15 protein-coding genes are annotated in these 15,572 nt (G+C 62.8%); 10 read left to right on the top strand and 5 right to left on the bottom strand.

Translation table 11 applies throughout. The features are described 5' to 3' along the window. Window positions 1-264 precede the first annotated feature (264 nt). From tkt to BC360_RS05225, 6 genes are all read left to right on the top strand, one after another. A complete protein-coding gene (gene tkt, locus BC360_RS05250; RefSeq protein ID WP_065794524.1) occupies window positions 265-2,247 on the top strand; it encodes a transketolase in 1,983 nt (660 codons plus the stop codon). Window positions 2,248-2,322: 75 nt separating this feature from the next. Then, on the top strand, window positions 2,323-3,333 hold the full coding sequence (gap, locus tag BC360_RS05245; protein WP_065794523.1) for a type I glyceraldehyde-3-phosphate dehydrogenase: 1,011 nt from the start codon (window positions 2,323-2,325) through the stop codon (window positions 3,331-3,333). 5 nt (window positions 3,334-3,338) lie between these two features. Next, window positions 3,339-3,929: a putative glycolipid-binding domain-containing protein gene (locus BC360_RS05240; RefSeq protein WP_065794522.1), complete on the top strand. Its 591-nt coding sequence runs from the start codon at window positions 3,339-3,341 to the stop codon at window positions 3,927-3,929. Next, window positions 3,929-5,128 carry a phosphoglycerate kinase gene (locus tag BC360_RS05235; RefSeq protein WP_065794521.1) on the top strand — a complete coding sequence of 400 codons (1,200 nt, stop codon included), beginning with the start codon at window positions 3,929-3,931 and terminating at the stop codon, window positions 5,126-5,128. Before BC360_RS05240 ends, BC360_RS05235 begins: the two co-directional genes overlap by 1 nt. A gap of 344 nt (window positions 5,129-5,472) precedes the next feature. Further along, complete coding sequence (locus BC360_RS05230) at window positions 5,473-6,498, top strand: class I fructose-bisphosphate aldolase (protein WP_065794520.1); 1,026 nt, start codon at window positions 5,473-5,475, stop codon at window positions 6,496-6,498. A gap of 219 nt (window positions 6,499-6,717) precedes the next feature. Then, window positions 6,718-7,653, top strand: coding sequence for a PhzF family phenazine biosynthesis protein (locus tag BC360_RS05225; protein WP_413813724.1), 936 nt, complete (start codon window positions 6,718-6,720; stop codon window positions 7,651-7,653). A gap of 35 nt (window positions 7,654-7,688) precedes the next feature. Here BC360_RS05225 and BC360_RS30560 read toward each other — a convergent pair whose 3' ends face one another. Both BC360_RS30560 and BC360_RS05220 read right to left on the bottom strand, forming a co-directional pair. Then, window positions 7,689-7,961, bottom strand: a complete 273-nt coding sequence (locus tag BC360_RS30560) for a GrpB family protein (RefSeq protein WP_083222450.1) — start codon at window positions 7,959-7,961, stop codon at window positions 7,689-7,691. Continuing rightward, window positions 7,962-8,510, bottom strand: a complete 549-nt coding sequence (locus BC360_RS05220) for a TetR/AcrR family transcriptional regulator (RefSeq protein ID WP_065794519.1) — start codon at window positions 8,508-8,510, stop codon at window positions 7,962-7,964. A 105-nt stretch (window positions 8,511-8,615) separates the two neighbouring features. On the opposite strand from BC360_RS05220, the gene BC360_RS05215 reads away from it, so the two are divergent. Beyond that, window positions 8,616-10,124 carry an MFS transporter gene (locus BC360_RS05215; protein ID WP_065794518.1) on the top strand — a complete coding sequence of 503 codons (1,509 nt, stop codon included), beginning with the start codon at window positions 8,616-8,618 and terminating at the stop codon, window positions 10,122-10,124. Between the two features lie 10 nt (window positions 10,125-10,134). On the opposite strand, the gene BC360_RS05210 is transcribed toward BC360_RS05215, so the two are convergent. Beyond that, a complete protein-coding gene (locus BC360_RS05210; protein ID WP_139109923.1) occupies window positions 10,135-12,069 on the bottom strand; it encodes a tetratricopeptide repeat protein in 1,935 nt (644 codons plus the stop codon). Between the two features lie 122 nt (window positions 12,070-12,191). Further along, entirely contained in the window at window positions 12,192-12,347 is a 156-nt protein-coding gene (locus BC360_RS31320; protein WP_139109922.1) for a hypothetical protein, read from the bottom strand. Window positions 12,348-12,609: 262 nt separating this feature from the next. Here BC360_RS31320 and BC360_RS05205 point away from each other — a divergent pair, with 262 nt between their 5' ends. The 3 genes from BC360_RS05205 (at window position 12,610) to BC360_RS05195 (ending at window position 14,963) form a co-directional block, all read left to right on the top strand. Continuing rightward, window positions 12,610-13,917: an MFS transporter gene (locus tag BC360_RS05205; protein WP_065794516.1), complete on the top strand. Its 1,308-nt coding sequence runs from the start codon at window positions 12,610-12,612 to the stop codon at window positions 13,915-13,917. Then, window positions 13,904-14,092, top strand: a complete 189-nt coding sequence (locus BC360_RS05200; protein ID WP_065794515.1) for a DUF1192 domain-containing protein — start codon at window positions 13,904-13,906, stop codon at window positions 14,090-14,092. Before BC360_RS05205 ends, BC360_RS05200 begins: the two co-directional genes overlap by 14 nt. Before the next feature lie 352 nt (window positions 14,093-14,444). After that, a complete protein-coding gene (locus BC360_RS05195) occupies window positions 14,445-14,963 on the top strand; it encodes a DUF1465 family protein (RefSeq protein ID WP_025424772.1) in 519 nt (172 codons plus the stop codon). A 196-nt stretch (window positions 14,964-15,159) separates the two neighbouring features. On the opposite strand, the gene rpmE is transcribed toward BC360_RS05195, so the two are convergent. Further along, window positions 15,160-15,381, bottom strand: coding sequence for a 50S ribosomal protein L31 (gene rpmE / locus BC360_RS05190; protein ID WP_053249635.1), 222 nt, complete (start codon window positions 15,379-15,381; stop codon window positions 15,160-15,162). Window positions 15,382-15,572: the final 191 nt, after the last annotated feature.

Genomic DNA, 15,572 nt, shown 5'->3' with positions numbered 1-15,572 from the left:
ACCTATTACGCAAATCTCAACAATGCCAACTACAGCAAAGGATTACGGAAGCTGTGGATGGTTTGTATAGCCGGCTCATCCGGCCGCAGCGCAAAAACTCTGCTGCAACGCGAGATCACCCCTTGAAAACCATGCTGCCAATGGCCGCGGAAGGCCCGTATTTGTTGACTCGCGCGGCGCAGATGCTATGTGTCTGCCGCTTCTTGCACGGTCTTTGGAGGATAGAGACCGTCCCCTGACCACCGAACTCAAAACGGAACAGTCATGATCTCTCGCGAAAAACACGACCGGATGGCGAATGCGATCCGTTTCCTCTCCATGGACGCCGTCGAGAAGGCAAATTCAGGTCACCCCGGCCTGCCCATGGGTGCGGCTGACATAGCGACAGTCCTCTTCACGCGCTTCCTCAGCTTCGACCCCAAGAACCCCTCCTGGCCAAACCGCGACCGCTTCGTGCTGTCGGCCGGTCACGGCTCCATGCTGCTTTATTCGCTGCTCTATTTGACGGGTTACGAAGACATCTCCATCGAAGAGATCAAGAATTTCCGCCAGCTCGGCGCCCGCACCGCCGGCCACCCGGAATATGGCCATGCCGCCGGCATCGAGACGACCACCGGTCCGCTCGGCCAGGGCATTGCCAACGCCGTCGGCATGGCGATCGCCGAGCGCAAGCTGCGCGACGAGTTCGGCACGGACCTGATGGAGCACTACACCTATGTGCTCGCCGGCGACGGCTGCCTGATGGAAGGCATCAGCCAGGAAGCGATCTCGCTTGCCGGCCACCTCAAGCTCAACAAACTGATCGTCTTCTGGGACGACAACAACATTTCGATCGACGGCCCGATCTCGATCGCCGACTCGACCGACCAGCACGCCCGCTTCCGCGCCAGCAACTGGAACACCATCGCCGTCGACGGCCATGATCCGGAAGCGATTGCCGCTGCGATCGAACAGGCGCAGAAGTCCGACAAGCCGACCATGATCGCGGCTAAGACGACGATCGGTTTCGGCGCACCGAACAAGGCCGGCACCCACAAGGTTCACGGTTCGCCGCTCGGCGCCGAGGAAATCGCCGCCACGCGCGAGGCACTCGGCTGGGAATCCGAAGCTTTCGTCGTTCCTTCCGACGTGCTCGACGCCTGGCGCCTCGCCGGCCTGCGTTCGACCAAGACCCGCAAGGATTGGGAAGAGCGCCTCGACAAGAGCGACGCCGAGAAGAAGGCACAGTTCGTTCGCCGCTTCTCCGGCGAGCTCGAAGGCCGCCTGGCCTCGGCCATCGACGACTACAAGCGCAAGCTTGCCGAAACCAAGCCGTCGCCGGCAACCCGCAAGGCCTCCGAAGACGCGCTCGAAGTCGTCAACGGCGTTCTGGCCGAAACGATCGGCGGCTCGGCCGACCTGACCGGTTCCAACAACACCAAGACCAGCCAGACCAGGTCGATCACCCCGGACGATTTCTCCGGCCGCTACATCCACTGGGGTGTGCGCGAACACGGCATGGCGGCTGCCATGAACGGCATGGCGCTGCATGGCGGCGTCATCCCCTACTCCGGCGGCTTCCTGATCTTCTCGGACTATTGCCGTCCGTCGATCCGCCTGGCGGCCCTGATGGGCATCCGCGTCATCCACGTGCTGACGCATGATTCCATCGGCCTTGGCGAAGACGGCCCGACGCACCAGCCGGTCGAACACATGGCGGCGCTCCGCGCGATCCCGAACCTCCTGATGTTCCGCCCGGCGGACGCCACGGAGACGGCCGAGTGCTGGCAGCTGGCACTTGAAAGCCACAACCGCCCGTCCGGCATCGCGCTCACCCGCCAGAACCTGATGGCGGTGCGCACCGAGTATGAGGAAGAGAACCTCTGCGCTCGCGGCGCCTACGACCTGATCTCGGCAAGCGACGCCAAGGTGACGATCTTCGCCACCGGCTCCGAAGTCGAAATCGCCGTCAAGGCCTGCCAGGCACTAACGGCCAAGGGCATCTCGACCCGCGTGGTCTCGGTTCCCTGCTTCGAACTCTTTGCCGAACAGAGCGAAGACTACCAGCAGGCGATCATCGGCAACTCGCCGGTCAAGATCGCCGTCGAAGCCGGCATTCGCCAGGGCTGGGACCATTTCATCGGCAGCGACGGCGCCTTCATCGGCATGTCGTCCTTCGGTGCCTCCGGTCCCTACAAGGAACTCTACAAGCGCTTCGGCATCACGCCCGAGGCGGTCGTCGCCGCTGCGGAAGCCAAGCTTTCCTGATCACGCCGCGGGGCGCGTTTTCGAGCGCGCCCCGCTTTTTTCCGACCATGCCATTCAGACAGGGAGAGACCCGATATGACAGTAAAAGTCGCCATTAACGGTTTTGGCCGCATCGGCCGCAACGTGCTGCGCGCCATCGTTGAATCCGGCCGCAAGGATATCGAAGTCGTTGCCATCAACGACCTCGGCCCGGTCGAGACCAACGCGCACCTGCTGCGTTTCGATTCGATCCACGGCCGTTTTCCGGCTGACGTGAAGGTCGAGGGCGATGCGATCGTCATCAACGGCGGCAAGCCGATCAAGGTCACCGCGATCCGCAACCCGGCCGAACTGCCGCACAAGGAACTCGGCGTCGACGTCGCGATGGAATGCACCGGCATCTTCACCGCCCGCGACAAGGCTGCCGCCCACCTGGAAGCCGGCGCCAAGCGCGTCATCGTCTCGGCTCCGGCCGACGGCGCCGACCTGACCGTCGTCTACGGCGTCAACCATGACAAGCTGACGAAGGATCACCTCGTCATCTCCAACGCCTCGTGCACGACGAACTGCCTTGCACCGGTCGCCAAGGTCCTGAACGACGTCATCGGCATCGACCACGGAATGATGACGACGATCCATTCCTACACCAACGACCAGCCGTCGCTCGACCAGATGCACAAGGATCTGTACCGCGCCCGCGCTGCAGCCCTGTCGATGATCCCGACCTCGACCGGTGCTGCCAAGGCCGTTGGCCTCGTTCTGCCGGAACTGAAGGGCAAGCTCGACGGCTTCGCCATGCGCGTCCCGACCCCGAACGTCTCGGTCGTCGACCTCAAGTTCGTCGCCAAGCGCGACACCACCAAGGAAGAGATCAACGCTGCGATCAAGGCAGCCGCGGACGGACCGCTCAAGGGCATCCTCGGCTACACGCTCGCTCCGAACGTCTCGATCGACTTCAACCACGACCCGCATTCCTCGGTCTTCCACATGGACCAGACCAAGGTGATGGAAGGCAAGTTCGTGTCGATCCTGACCTGGTACGACAACGAGTGGGGCTTCTCCAACCGCATGTCCGACACTGCGGTTGCGCTCAGCAAGCTCATCTAACTCGGATGTTTCGCGCCCTTTCCCAAACGACGGTCCGCTGGCGTCCGCTGGAGGGGGAAGGGCTCGAACATCTGACGCTGACATCGACGAACACTGCCGACGGCGCGGTCATCCGCGCCGTAAGCGTTCTGATCGGCAACCGCGGCGGCACGCCCTACGGTGTGCGCTACCGGATCGATTGCGATGCCGGATGGCTGGTTCGAAAGCTGATGATCGATACAACCGAAGGCCGGAGCCTTCATCTGCGCTCAGATGCTCCGGGCCATTGGGCGACGGCCGCAGGCAGGGCGCTGCCCGAATTCGACGGCTGTATCGACATCGACCTTGCCGGCACGCCCTTCACCAACACCCTGCCGATCCGCCGCCTCGGCCTTGATCGCAAGGCAGGCAAGGCGCGGTTGAAAATGCTCTATGTGCCGTTCGACACCTTCGAACCAGTGGTCGACGGCCAGCACTATACCTGCGTCGATGATGGCAGGCTCTATCGCTACGAGGCCGAGGACCGGAGCTTTGCCGCCGACCTGCCCGTGGACGCGGACGGCCTCGTCATCGACTACCCCACCCTTTTCCTGAGACTATCACCGGAGACTATCTGATGACTTTCAAGACCCTCGACGACCTGACCGACATTGCCGGCAAGCGCGTGCTTGTGCGTGTCGACCTCAACGTGCCGGTCAAGGACGGCGTGGTCACCGACGCAACCCGCATCGAACGGGTCGCGCCGACCATCCGCGAGCTGTCGGAAAAGGGCGCCAAGGTCATTCTGCTGGCGCATTTCGGCCGCCCGAAGGGTGAGCCGGTCGCCGACATGTCGCTGAAGACGATCGCGCCGGCGGTGGAAGACATCCTCGACCAGCGCGTTCACTTTGCCGCCGACTGCATCGGCGACAAGGCCGCCAACGCCATTGCCGAAATGAACGACGGCGACGTGTTGCTGCTCGAAAACACCCGTTTCGACAAGGGTGAAGAGAAGAACGAGCCCGACTTCGTCAAGGCACTTGCCGCCAACGGTGACATCTATGTCAACGATGCCTTTTCCGCCGCCCACCGCGCCCACGCGTCGACCGAGGGCCTCGCCCACCACCTGCCCGCCTATGCCGGCCGCACCATGCAGGCCGAGCTCGAAGCGCTTGAAAAGGGTCTCGGCCAGCCGAAGCGCCCGGTCGTTGCCATCGTCGGCGGCGCCAAGGTCTCCACCAAGATCGACCTGCTGCAGAACCTCGTGAAGAAGGTCGACGCACTCGTCATCGGCGGCGGCATGGCCAACACCTTCATCGCCGCAAAGGGCATCAATGTCGGCAAGTCGCTTTGCGAACACGACCTTGCCGATACCGCCAAGGCGATCATCGCCGCTGCAGCTGAAGCCGGTTGCGCCATCGTTTTGCCGGAAGACGGCGTCGTCGCCCGCGAGTTCAAGGCCGGTGCCGACAATGAAGTGGTCGACGTCGACGCCATCCCGGCCGACGCGATGATGCTCGACGTCGGCCCGAAGTCGATTGCTGCGGTCAACGACTGGATCTCCAAGGCGGAGACGCTGGTCTGGAACGGTCCGCTCGGCGCCTTCGAAATCGCGCCCTTCGACAAGGCGACGGTCGCCGTTGCCAAGCATGCGGCTGCGCGCACGCGCCAGGGTTCGCTCGTGTCGGTCGCCGGCGGCGGCGATACGGTTGCCGCCCTCAACCACGCCGAAGTCACCGACGATTTCAGCTATGTTTCGACCGCCGGCGGCGCGTTCCTCGAATGGATGGAAGGCAAGCCACTGCCGGGCGTCGACATCCTCAAGCAGCAGAACTAAGCCAACACTCAGGCGCGCGGGTAACCCGCGCGCCTGAGACACAGAAAAAACCAAGACAATTCAAACGATTAAAATAATTTAAATCGTTTCAGCCGCTTTTCCTGCCTTTTTCCCGGACAATTTCTCCTGTTACTCGCGCCTCGTTTGGGGGCGTGGCGGTCGCTTGCGTACCGTCGGTCCCGAAACTGTTTCAGTGGTCGCCTGGTCCCTGTTGATCGGCACTGAGCGGGATGAGGAAAAGTGTGTGCGGTTTTCCGCCCGCATCCCGCTCTACTTATTGGGAACGATCACGTTTATGATGTGGGCCGGCCCGGCCCAAATCATCGTGATCTAGGGAGAAAAACATGAGCGAAAGACTGGAAGACATCGCGGTTGCCATGGTCGCAAACGGCCGGGGACTGCTTGCCGCCGACGAGTCCACGGCGACGATCAAGAAGCGCTTCGACGGCATCGGCCTGGAATCGACGGAGACATCGCGGCGCGACTATCGCGAGATGCTGCTTCGGACCGACGAGGCGATGCGCAAGTACATTTCCGGCGTCATTCTTTACGAGGAGACCCTGTTCCAGAAGGCTGCCGACGGCACGCCGCTGGTGGACGTCATCCGCGCCGTCGGCTCGATCCCCGGCATCAAGGTCGATGCCGGCGCCAAGCCGATGACCAATTTTCCAGCGGAAACGATCACCGAAGGTCTCGACGGGCTCGCCCAGCGGCTGACGAAATATTACGAAGCAGGTGCACGCTTTGCCAAATGGCGCGGGGTGATTGCCATTTCGGACACATTGCCGAGCCCGGGCGCCGTCAAGGCGAACGCCCATGCGCTCGCGCGCTATGCCGCCCTCTGCCAGGAAGCCGGCATCGTTCCGATTGTCGAGCCGGAGGTGCTGATGGACGGCGCACCCGGCGATCACTCGATCGATCGGTCGCAGGACGTCACCGAATGGACGTTGCGTATCACTTTCGAGGCCCTCGCCGAGATGCGCGTGAAGCTCGAAGGCATGATCCTGAAGCCGAGCATGGTGATCGACGGCAAGAAGGCGCGCAAGGCGTCCGTTGCCGAAGTGGCCGAGCGCACGATCAAGGTGCTGCGACACACCGTGCCATCAGCCGTTCCCGGCATCGCCTTCCTGTCCGGCGGCCAGACGACGGAGGAGGCAACGGCCCATCTCTCGGCCATGAATGCGGCCCACGATCTGCCCTGGAAGCTTACCTTCTCCTATGGCCGCGCCCTGCAGCAGGAAGCACTTTCCGCCTGGAACGGCAAGGCCGAGAACGTCGCCGCCGGCCAGCGGGCCTTCTCGCACCGCGCCGAAATGTGCAGCCTGGCTGCCAAGGGCAGCTGGAAGAAGGACCTGGAGAAAGCCGCCTAAGTTGGCTTTGCGCCCAGTAGAGGACAGGATGAGGGGCCGATTGTCGGCCCCTTTTCCTTGCGGCAAGCAAAATCTGTCGCCCGCCGCGAACCGGAAGATGCCGAACTTGTCACCAAGACAAGTTGGCGACTTTGCCCACCCCGATGCCTGCCTTAAACCTTTCGCTCCAGGCCATCAGGCGGCGCGGATCGCCGCCGCACCCAGCGGAAGCGAGCGTTTATGACTTCTTTTGCCCCCCTGCGTTCCGTCGACTATGTGACCGTCGACGTTTTCACCGAGGATCGTTTCGCCGGCAACCAGCTCGCCGTCATTCCTGATGCTCGGGGTTTAAGCGATGCGCAGATGCAGGCGATCGCTACCGAGTTCGGCTATTCCGAAGTCACCTTCGTGTTGCCGCCGGAAGATCCTGCCAATACGGCCCGCGTGCGCATCTTCACCCCGACGATCGAGATCCCCTTCGCCGGACATCCGAATGTTGGCACTGCCTTCGTCATCGGCCAGCAGGCAGAGCTTTTCGGCCGGGCCACCGGCGATCACCTACGGTTTGAAGAACTGGCCGGCCTGGTCGAAGTCGTCTTGTCGCGGACGGGCGGCGCTGTGACGGGTGCGCGTATCGCCGTGCCGCGCGCCTTGAGCATCGGACCGAGCATCGATGTCGAGACGATCGCCGCCTGCGCCATGCTCCCGCCCGATGCCGTCTGCACACGCAGCCACGCGCCGGTGCGCGTTTCCGTCGGGCTGCCCTTCGCCGTTGCGGAGCTGAAGGATGTCGCCGCGCTGTCGGCGGCACGTCCCAACGTCACCGCCTTCGAGGCGGCCAATGGGCGCTACAAGCCGGATGAGGACAGCTTCAGCCTGTTTCTCTACGCCCGTTCGGCCGAACGGCCATGGCAGCTGCGCGCCCGTATGTTTGCACCGCTCGACAATGTCATCGAAGACCCGGCGACCGGAAGCGCCTCGGCCGCCCTTGGCGCCTATCTCGTCTCGCTTGTCCCCGAGGAGACTATCGACGTCGATCTGACGATCGAGCAAGGCGTCGAGATGGGTCGCCGAAGCATCATTGAGGTCAGCGTCAGCAAGCAAGGCGGCACCGTGCGCCGAACCAGTGTTGCCGGCGCCTGTGTGACTGCGATGCGCGGTTCCATCGCGCTTTAAACCTGACAGGACAGGCATTCATGAGAGCGCCTCGGTCACTCCCGGCCGGCGCGCTTAACGACCTCATCGATGAATTGCGTCTTGGCTTCGGTGTAGCCGTCGCCATCGAAGGCAAATGCCGCCGCAAGGCGTCGCTTCAACGTTGCGTAAGCGCCCGCCATCTCGCGGCTTCGGCGCAACTGATCACGAAAGATCAGGCGGCGCAGGTGAGTGTCGCTGAAAGGTGGGCAGCGATAGACGCGCTGCCCCGGCGATCCCTGTTTGGCAAAGGCCCAGACGCCATCGTCATATCTGTTGCCCCGTGGCAGTCAGGCGCTTTCCTTCGGCACCAGGGCAACGATATCGCCGAAGATATCGCGCCATTCCGCGTCGTCCATTTCGATGAAGCCAAAACTGCGCAAGAGGAATGCGCCTTCGGTTGCCAGAAAGGCGAGACGCGCGCGGCGCCCCTCCTCGGTCGACAGATCGAGACTGTCGAGCCGTCCACGGTACCAAATCCGATTCTTCTCCATATGCTCTTCACGCTGCAGCAGTGCTGCCATCATCCCCGACGTTCGAGCATTCTCCGCCGTATTCATGTGCTCCGTCACTTCCGCGTGCGCGCGCATCGCCGTCGACGCGTCCGAAGCATCGCCCACTTTCGTCGCCACCGCGCTGTCGAACTGGTTGAACCAGCGCTCCATCATCGCGTCGATCAGGCCATCCTTGTTGCCGAAGCAGTATTGCACGCCACCCTTGGTGATGCCCGCCGCCTTGGCCACCGCGTCGATCGTCAGGCCGGCGGCACCGACGGCGCTCACAGTCGCCTCCGCCGCATCCAGCACCTTGTCGCGATCGATCGTCCGGCGTCGTCCCATTTCCGATTCCCTCTTTCAATTCCATACGTATGTATTTATATAACCGCTCTGACGTTAACAAGGCCATAGGTCCCGCAGGCAGCGGGTCGGCCACAGAGGTGTACCATGTCCCCGCATAACCGCTGGCTCATTCTTGCCATCGTGTCGAGCGCGCTGCTCCTGATCGTCGTCGATATGACCGTGCTTTACACGGCCCTTCCCCGGCTGACCCACGATCTCGGCTCCTCCGCGTCGGAAAAGCTCTGGATCGTCAATGCCTATGCGCTGGTCGTTGCCGGCCTGCTTCCTGGGCTCGGCACGCTTGGCGACAGGCTCGGCCACAAGCGGCCGTTCATTGCCGGTCTCGCGGTGTTCGGCCTCGCCTCGCTACTGGCTGCCTATGCGCCGAACCCGTCGATCCTGATTGCCGGCCGCGTGCTTCTCGCGGTCGGCGCCGCCTTGATGATGCCGGCGACGCTCTCGATCATCCGGCTGACCTTCACCGACGAGCGCGAGCGGGCGCTGGCGATCGGCGTCTGGGCCGCCATCGCCTCCGGCGGTGCGGCGATCGGCCCGGTGCTTGGCGGTTTCCTGCTCGAATACTTCTGGTGGGGCTCGGTCTTTCTCATCAACGTGCCGATCGTTGCCGTGGCATTGCTGCTCGGCGTGGTCGTGCTGCCCGACAGCAAGGGCAACAAGGAGCACCCGTGGGATCCGCTCGGCTCCTTCCAGATCATGATCGGCCTGGTCGGGCTTGCCTATGCCATCAAGGAGATGAGCAAGCGCGAACCGTCGGCTGAAGCCGGCCTCATCGCCGCCGTGATCGGCGCCGTAGCGCTCGTTCTCTTCGTGCGCCGGCAGAGGCGCAGCCCATATCCGATGATCGACTTCGGCCTGTTCCGCAACGCCGCCTTTTCCTCAGGCGTCGCCGCAGCCCTGGTGGCATCGGCAGCGCTCGTCGGCGTCGAGCTCGTGCTCAGCCAGCGGCTGCAGCTTGTCGCCGGCTATTCACCGCTTGAGGCCGGCATTTTCATCCTGCCGATCCCGCTTGCCGCCTTTGTCGCCGGGCCGCTCACGGGCATGGTGCTGCCGCGTCTCGGCGCCGAGATGGTGCTGCGCACCGGCCTTATCACTGCGGCTGCCGGCCTCGGCGCGTTTCTTGCCGTGCACGAAGCCGGCGTGCTCGGTCAGATCGTCAGCCTGGTCGTGCTCGGCCTCGGCATTGGCGCTTCGATGACAGCAGCCTCCAGCGCCATCATGTCCAACGCCCCGCCGGAACGCGCCGGCATGGCCGCTTCCGTCGAGGAGGTTTCGTTCGAGTTGGGCGGCGCGATCGGCATCGCGGTGCTCGGCAGCGTCATGTCGGCGGTCTACACCGCCTTCGTCATGCTGCCGGAAGGGGCGGGCATATCGCCGGTCGCACGCGACAGCCTGGACGAGGCGCTGATCCTGGCGGCAACGCTGTCGCCCGATGCGGCCGAAAGCCTGGTGACACTCGCCAGATCGGCCTTCGAAAAAGCATTCGTCGCCGTCGTCCTGTTGTCAACGGGCCTCCTGTGCACCACGGGTGCCGGCATCTGGTGGTTCACGCGCGGCAAGCCGCGGCAGCCAGCCGCATCCTACCGCGCCCATTGACCTCGGATGATCAATGCTGCGTTGCCTCGCATTGGGCGATCGCCGCCACCATGGCCTGGAAGCGCACATGGTGGCGAACGGCATCCAGATCGGAATCCTGCTTGAACCACAGCAGCTGGTAGCAGGAACTCTGGGGCAACAGGCTCTCGAGCATGTCGAGCGCCGTGTCGACATCGCCGAGGATCGAATAGACGCAGGCCGTATTGTAGCGCGCGACGACATCGTCCGGATCGATGGCGATGGCGCACGCCGCCCATTCGCGCGCGCGGTCCGCCTCGCCCATGTGGGCAAGCGCCAGGGCACCGCGGTGGGCCGGACCGGAATTTTCCGGGTGCAGCTCCAGCGCCCGCTCCGCCCGGGAGATGCCGATCTTCGCCCAGTGTCCGCGCTCGGTTTCCTGGCCGAGCGACTTGTAGGCGCTCATCAGGTGGATCGGCGAGAGGTAATCGTCGGGACGGATTTCCGCCGCCCGCTTGAAGAACTGGATCGCCGTTTCGAACTCGCCGCGCATGAAGAGAAAGCGCCCGTAGTGAAAGTTTGCCTCGTAGAGCTGGGGTTCGAGCGCCAGCGCGCGCTCGAACTCGGCGGCGGCTTCTTCGCTTTGCCCGTCCTGATGCAGGACCAACCCTCGGGAAGCGTGCGCCTCCGCCAGGTTCGGGTCGAGCGCCAGCGCCCGCTCGCTCGTGCACAGAATGCTCTCGAGTGGGAACTCGTGCTCGTGCCAGTCACGCAGCGCCGACTCGCAATCGGCGATGCCGGCATAGGCACGGGCAAAGTTCGCATCGAGTTCGACGGCCTTCAGGAACATGCGTCGGGCGAGCAGCAGATAGGAGCGGGTCCAGGCATGCGAGAACTGCCGACCGCGCAGATAGTAGGTGTAGGCTTCGACGCTCGTGGTCGGATCCCGTTCGATCGCCTTCTTCTCCTCCGGCAACAGCTTGATGCGCAACTGATCGACGATGGCGTGGGTGATTTCGTCCTGAATGGCGAAGATGTCGGTGAGATCGCGGTCGTAGCGATCCGCCCACAGATGCGTGCCGGTCAGCGCGTCGATCAGCTGCCCGGTGATGCGGACGCGCGTGCCGGCCTTGCGCACGCTGCCTTCGAGGATGAAACGAACGCCGAGCTCCTGCGCCGCCGTTTTGACCCTGACCGACCGCCCCTTGTAGGTGAACACCGTGTTGCGGGCGACGACGTGGAGCTGCGAGATCTTCGACAGATCGGTGATGATGTCTTCGGTGATGCCGTCGGAGAAATACTCCTGTTCCGGGTCGTGGCTCATATTGGTGAAGGGCAGCACCGCAACGGACAGGCCGTAGCCGTCGTCCACCGTCACCGTATGGGTCCCGTTCAACACCTTGGCAGTCTTTGTGGGCGCCCCCACGGCCACCGAATAGACATGCACGCCCGCCGCGATGTTCTTCAGCGCGTGCTGCCCCTTGTCGACGAAGCCGACATCCAGCCTTGAGCCGACATGATCACGAACCGAAGCGGAGACCGCGATGCCGGAGGGCTCGGCCAGGCCTTCTAGCCGGGCGGCGACATTGACGCCATCGCCGAAGATATCGCCGTCCTCGACGATCACGTCACCCAGATGCACGCCGATGCGCAGCTCGATGCGCTTCAGCTGCGGCACGTCTTCGTTGCGGATGAGCATGCCGCGCTGAATGTCGACGGCGCAGGCGACCGCGTTCACCACACTGGCGAACTCGACCAGAATGCCGTCGCCGGTCAGCTTGACGATCCGGCCCTTGTGTCGACTGACCTTGGGATCGACCAACTCGTTCTTGTGCCGCTTCATGGCGGCCAGCGTACCGGTCTCGTCAGCACCTATGAGGCGGCTGTAGCCCACGACATCGGCAGCAAGGATGGCAGCAAGGCGGCGTTCCAAGTAACCCCCGAATTCATCTCCTTGATGAAGCGGACAATCTAGCGCGTTCTTCATGATCTGTCCTGCGCACTTTTCCAGCTACTACTATTGATCGAGTAACGGGATAGCAGAGTAGATCGACCGGCACAGTTTCCAAAGGCACAACCGTGGCATCGCACTGCGATGAATTGGACCCGTCAGGGTCGAACAAGGACCGTGACCATCATCATGACGATCGCGAACACGGCGATCTTCCAGAAATCGCGACGCTGCCTCAGACCCGGCAGGCCGATCGGCCAGATCAGCTGGATGGCCATCGCCAGAAGCAGAATGAGCGCCAGCGCCTTCGACATATCCAGCCTATCCCCGCGGAAGTTCCCGCAACCCGGCGGAACTGTCACGCCGCCGTCACCTTGTCGTCGCATGTAGCAGCGCACGCCGCCTCGGCGCGCAACTGCTTTTGATCCCGAAATTCGATTCCGATTCTTGGGATGATGCATTAGAGGGCTATTGTTTCCGCCGCCGATTTGCAATGACCGGCGGGACAGAATCCGGCTGGCAATTCAGGGCGCACCGCCCTAACTTGCTGACGGCAGAACGATTTTCGGATGGATAATGAGAAAGAACCTGCTCCCCGTTGCCTCTCTCCTGCTGGGCACGCTGTTTCTCTTTCTGGGCAACGGCCTGCAGGGCTTGCTTCTACCGGTCAGAGGTACGGCCGAGGGCTACCCCACCACCATCCTTGGCCTGATCGGCACGTCCTGGGCGGCCGGCTTCGTGCTTGGCTGCTTCCTCGCACCGAACGTCGTCAAGCGCATCGGCCACGTGCGCGCCTTCAGCGTCTTCACGTCGCTGATCGCCATCGTCGCGCTGATGACCGGCATCCTGATCGACCCGACCTGGTGGCTGATCTTGCGTGCGCTGACGGGCTTTTCCACGGCCGGCACCTCGATGATCATCGAAAGCTGGCTCAACGAACGCGCCACCAATGAGAGCCGCGGCGTCATCTTTTCCCTCTATATCGCCATCACGCTTTTCGGCGTCGTCGGCGGCCAGATGATGATCCCGTTCGGCGACACGTCCACCAGCATCTTCTTCATGATCTGCGGCATTCTCTACTGCGTCGCGATGCTGCCGACCCTCTTGTCGAAGGCGGCCTCGCCGCAGCCGCTGAAACAGGTCCAACTCGACCTGCGCGGGCTTTACAGCAATTCGCCCGTCTCGTTTCTAGGGATCCTGCTCGTCGGCATCGCCAATGGCGCCTTCGGCACGCTCGGCGCCGTCTTCGGCCGCCAGGCCGGCCTCTCCGACAGCACCGTCGCCGCGATGATGAGCGTGGCGATCTTTGCCGGCGCGGTGATGCAGCTGCCGGCCGGACGCCTGTCCGATCGCATCGACCGGCGTTATGTGCTTGCCGCCCTTGCCGGCGTCGGCGCGCTTGCCGGGCTCTTGATCTTCCTGGTCGAACCGAGCCAGGTCTGGATCGTGCTGACGCTGATTGCGATCTATGGCGCCGCCGCCAACGCGCTCTATCCGATCGCCGTTTCGCATGCCAACGACTTCGCGACGGCCGAGGATTTCGTCAAGGTTTCCGGCGGGTTGCTGCTGCTCTACGGCATCGGCACCATCATCGGCCCGACGATCGGCGGTCCGGTCATGACCGCGACCGGCCCCTATGGCCTGTTCATGATCACCGCCTGCGCCCATATCCTCATCACCGCCTATGCGATCATCCGCAGCCGCATGCGCGCACCGGTTCCCATCGCCGAGCGCGATGCCTTCTCGCCGATCAATGCCGGAACGGCGACGACGCCAGAGAGCCTGCAGCTCTCGCCGCGCGCCGCACCGTTCGATGAGGCACATGATGCCAACGACGGCGATACCGACCCTGAACAGGAGGATAAGTCGAATGGGCGCGTTTGACGAAGACCAACCCAAGAAGAAGCTGGCGCATGAGATCGGCAGCGACCTGTCGTTGCTGTCGGTCGACGAACTCACACAGCGCATTGCGCTCTTGAAAGAGGAAATCGCCCGGCTCGATGCGGAGCGGGAACGCAAATCCGCGAGCCGATCCGCTGCGGAGAACCTGTTTCGCTGACGGTCGCGCAAGGAACGATCGACCCGAAACGGCGCCTTCTTAATGGCATATTAAGCATTCTCTGCGATTGTTTGATCATCCGGAGCTTTCCGGACTCAGACAATTTCTCCGACTGGCGAATGGGTCTGATTTTTCTCCCTGTTTTACCTTGAGAGCCGCTTTCCGCGGCTCTTTTTTTGTTTTGGCATATGTTGCCGTAAAGAATTGTGGAGATTAACCCTTTCTTAAGAATGCTCTTGCGCGAAATGCGCTATGGCATCATTCTTCAGGCATAGAGGCCGGCAAGGAAATTATTCCCAAAGCCGCCCGTTACCCGACTGTCGTGATGCGTTTGAACCAGGGAAAACAGGTCATGTCCGAAAGAGGATTGAATACCGTCAGTTTCGCGGGACACGCGGCGGCGTCGGCGCAGTTCAAGGCGCTGTATTCGGAAGGCATGGGTCTGGTCGAAGAAACCGCGAGCTATCTCGACGGCCCGGGTCGCCTGGCATCCAAGGTCCTGCCGCGCATGGCATCGGTCCTCTATGCAGCAGAATCCATGCGTCTGACCACCCGCCTGATGCAGATGGCATCCTGGCTCCTGCTTCAGCGCGCCGTCAACAACGGCGAGATGAGCCGCGACCAGGTGCTTTCGGAAAAGAGCAAGGTCCGCCTCGACAGCTTCAACGTCGACCGCAGCGCGCCCGGCTGGAGCGAACTGCCGGAGGCCTTCCGCGACCTTATCGAGCGCTCATTGCGCCTGCAGAACCGCGTCGCCCTGCTCGACCGCGAGATCTACCGCCCGCAGGAAGCCTCGACCTTCGTTCCCGACAACCAGAACGGCGTCAAGGCGCAGATCAAGCTCTTGCAGACCGCCTTCGGCACCAACTGATTCAGGCAAGATATTCGGCAGCTTGCTACCACCGACACGAACCCGGCCATTGAGCCGGGTTTTTTCATGCGCGCCGCTCAAGCAGGCTTGCATGCGAGCGGCCATCGTTGGCCCATTCCCAGGCCGGAAACGGAAATCCGGACAACAAAAAGCCCGGCAGGGCCGGGCTTCGAAAACGCGCCAAGAGGGCGTGCGATTAGAGGCCGAGGCCTTCGAAACGCTTCTTGAACTTGGAGACGCGGCCGCCGCGGTCCATGAGCTGCTGGTTGCCGCCCGTCCAGGCCGGATGCGACTTCGGGTCGATTTCCAGGTTCATGGTGGCGCCTTCCGAACCCCAGGTCGAGCGGGTTTCGTATTCGGTGCCGTCAGTCATGACCACCTTGATCAGGTGATAGTCGGGATGGATGTCTGCCTTCATAACGATCTTCCTAGAGTTCCAGGGTCCAATTGTCGCAAGGCATTGCGACTTCGAGACCGAACACGTAAATGAAGCCGCGGACCGGCTGATGGGCCACGGCTTCCCAATTCGATGCCGTGCCTATACATCAAGGTCTGCGGGATAACAAGTGCCGCGCGGAAGACTCATGGGCAAACCTGCCCCCTCCGTGG

It is taken from the genome of Ensifer sp. LC163 (assembly GCF_001695855.1).
In the GTDB taxonomy this organism is placed as follows: domain Bacteria; phylum Pseudomonadota; class Alphaproteobacteria; order Rhizobiales; family Rhizobiaceae; genus Ensifer.
This window is presented reverse-complemented; position numbering and strand designations above follow the sequence as displayed.

Bases quoted from the DNA above. Each gene is read 5' to 3' on its own strand.
- tkt (WP_065794524.1), top strand. From the start codon at position 265: ATGATCTCTCGCGAAAAACACGACCGGATGGCGAATGCGATCCGTTTC.
- gap (WP_065794523.1), top strand. From the start codon at position 2,323: ATGACAGTAAAAGTCGCCATTAACGGTTTTGGCCGCATCGGCCGCAAC.
- BC360_RS05240 (WP_065794522.1), top strand. From the start codon at position 3,339: ATGTTTCGCGCCCTTTCCCAAACGACGGTCCGCTGGCGTCCGCTGGAG.
- BC360_RS05235 (WP_065794521.1), top strand. From the start codon at position 3,929: ATGACTTTCAAGACCCTCGACGACCTGACCGACATTGCCGGCAAGCGC.
- BC360_RS05230 (WP_065794520.1), top strand. From the start codon at position 5,473: ATGAGCGAAAGACTGGAAGACATCGCGGTTGCCATGGTCGCAAACGGC.
- BC360_RS05225 (WP_413813724.1), top strand. From the start codon at position 6,718: ATGACTTCTTTTGCCCCCCTGCGTTCCGTCGACTATGTGACCGTCGAC.
- BC360_RS05220 (WP_065794519.1), bottom strand. From the start codon at position 8,510: ATGGGACGACGCCGGACGATCGATCGCGACAAGGTGCTGGATGCGGCG.
- BC360_RS05215 (WP_065794518.1), top strand. From the start codon at position 8,616: ATGTCCCCGCATAACCGCTGGCTCATTCTTGCCATCGTGTCGAGCGCG.
- BC360_RS05210 (WP_139109923.1), bottom strand. From the start codon at position 12,069: ATGAAGAACGCGCTAGATTGTCCGCTTCATCAAGGAGATGAATTCGGG.
- BC360_RS31320 (WP_139109922.1), bottom strand. From the start codon at position 12,347: ATGTCGAAGGCGCTGGCGCTCATTCTGCTTCTGGCGATGGCCATCCAG.
- BC360_RS05205 (WP_065794516.1), top strand. From the start codon at position 12,610: ATGAGAAAGAACCTGCTCCCCGTTGCCTCTCTCCTGCTGGGCACGCTG.
- BC360_RS05200 (WP_065794515.1), top strand. From the start codon at position 13,904: ATGGGCGCGTTTGACGAAGACCAACCCAAGAAGAAGCTGGCGCATGAG.
- BC360_RS05195 (WP_025424772.1), top strand. From the start codon at position 14,445: ATGTCCGAAAGAGGATTGAATACCGTCAGTTTCGCGGGACACGCGGCG.
- rpmE (WP_053249635.1), bottom strand. From the start codon at position 15,381: ATGAAGGCAGACATCCATCCCGACTATCACCTGATCAAGGTGGTCATG.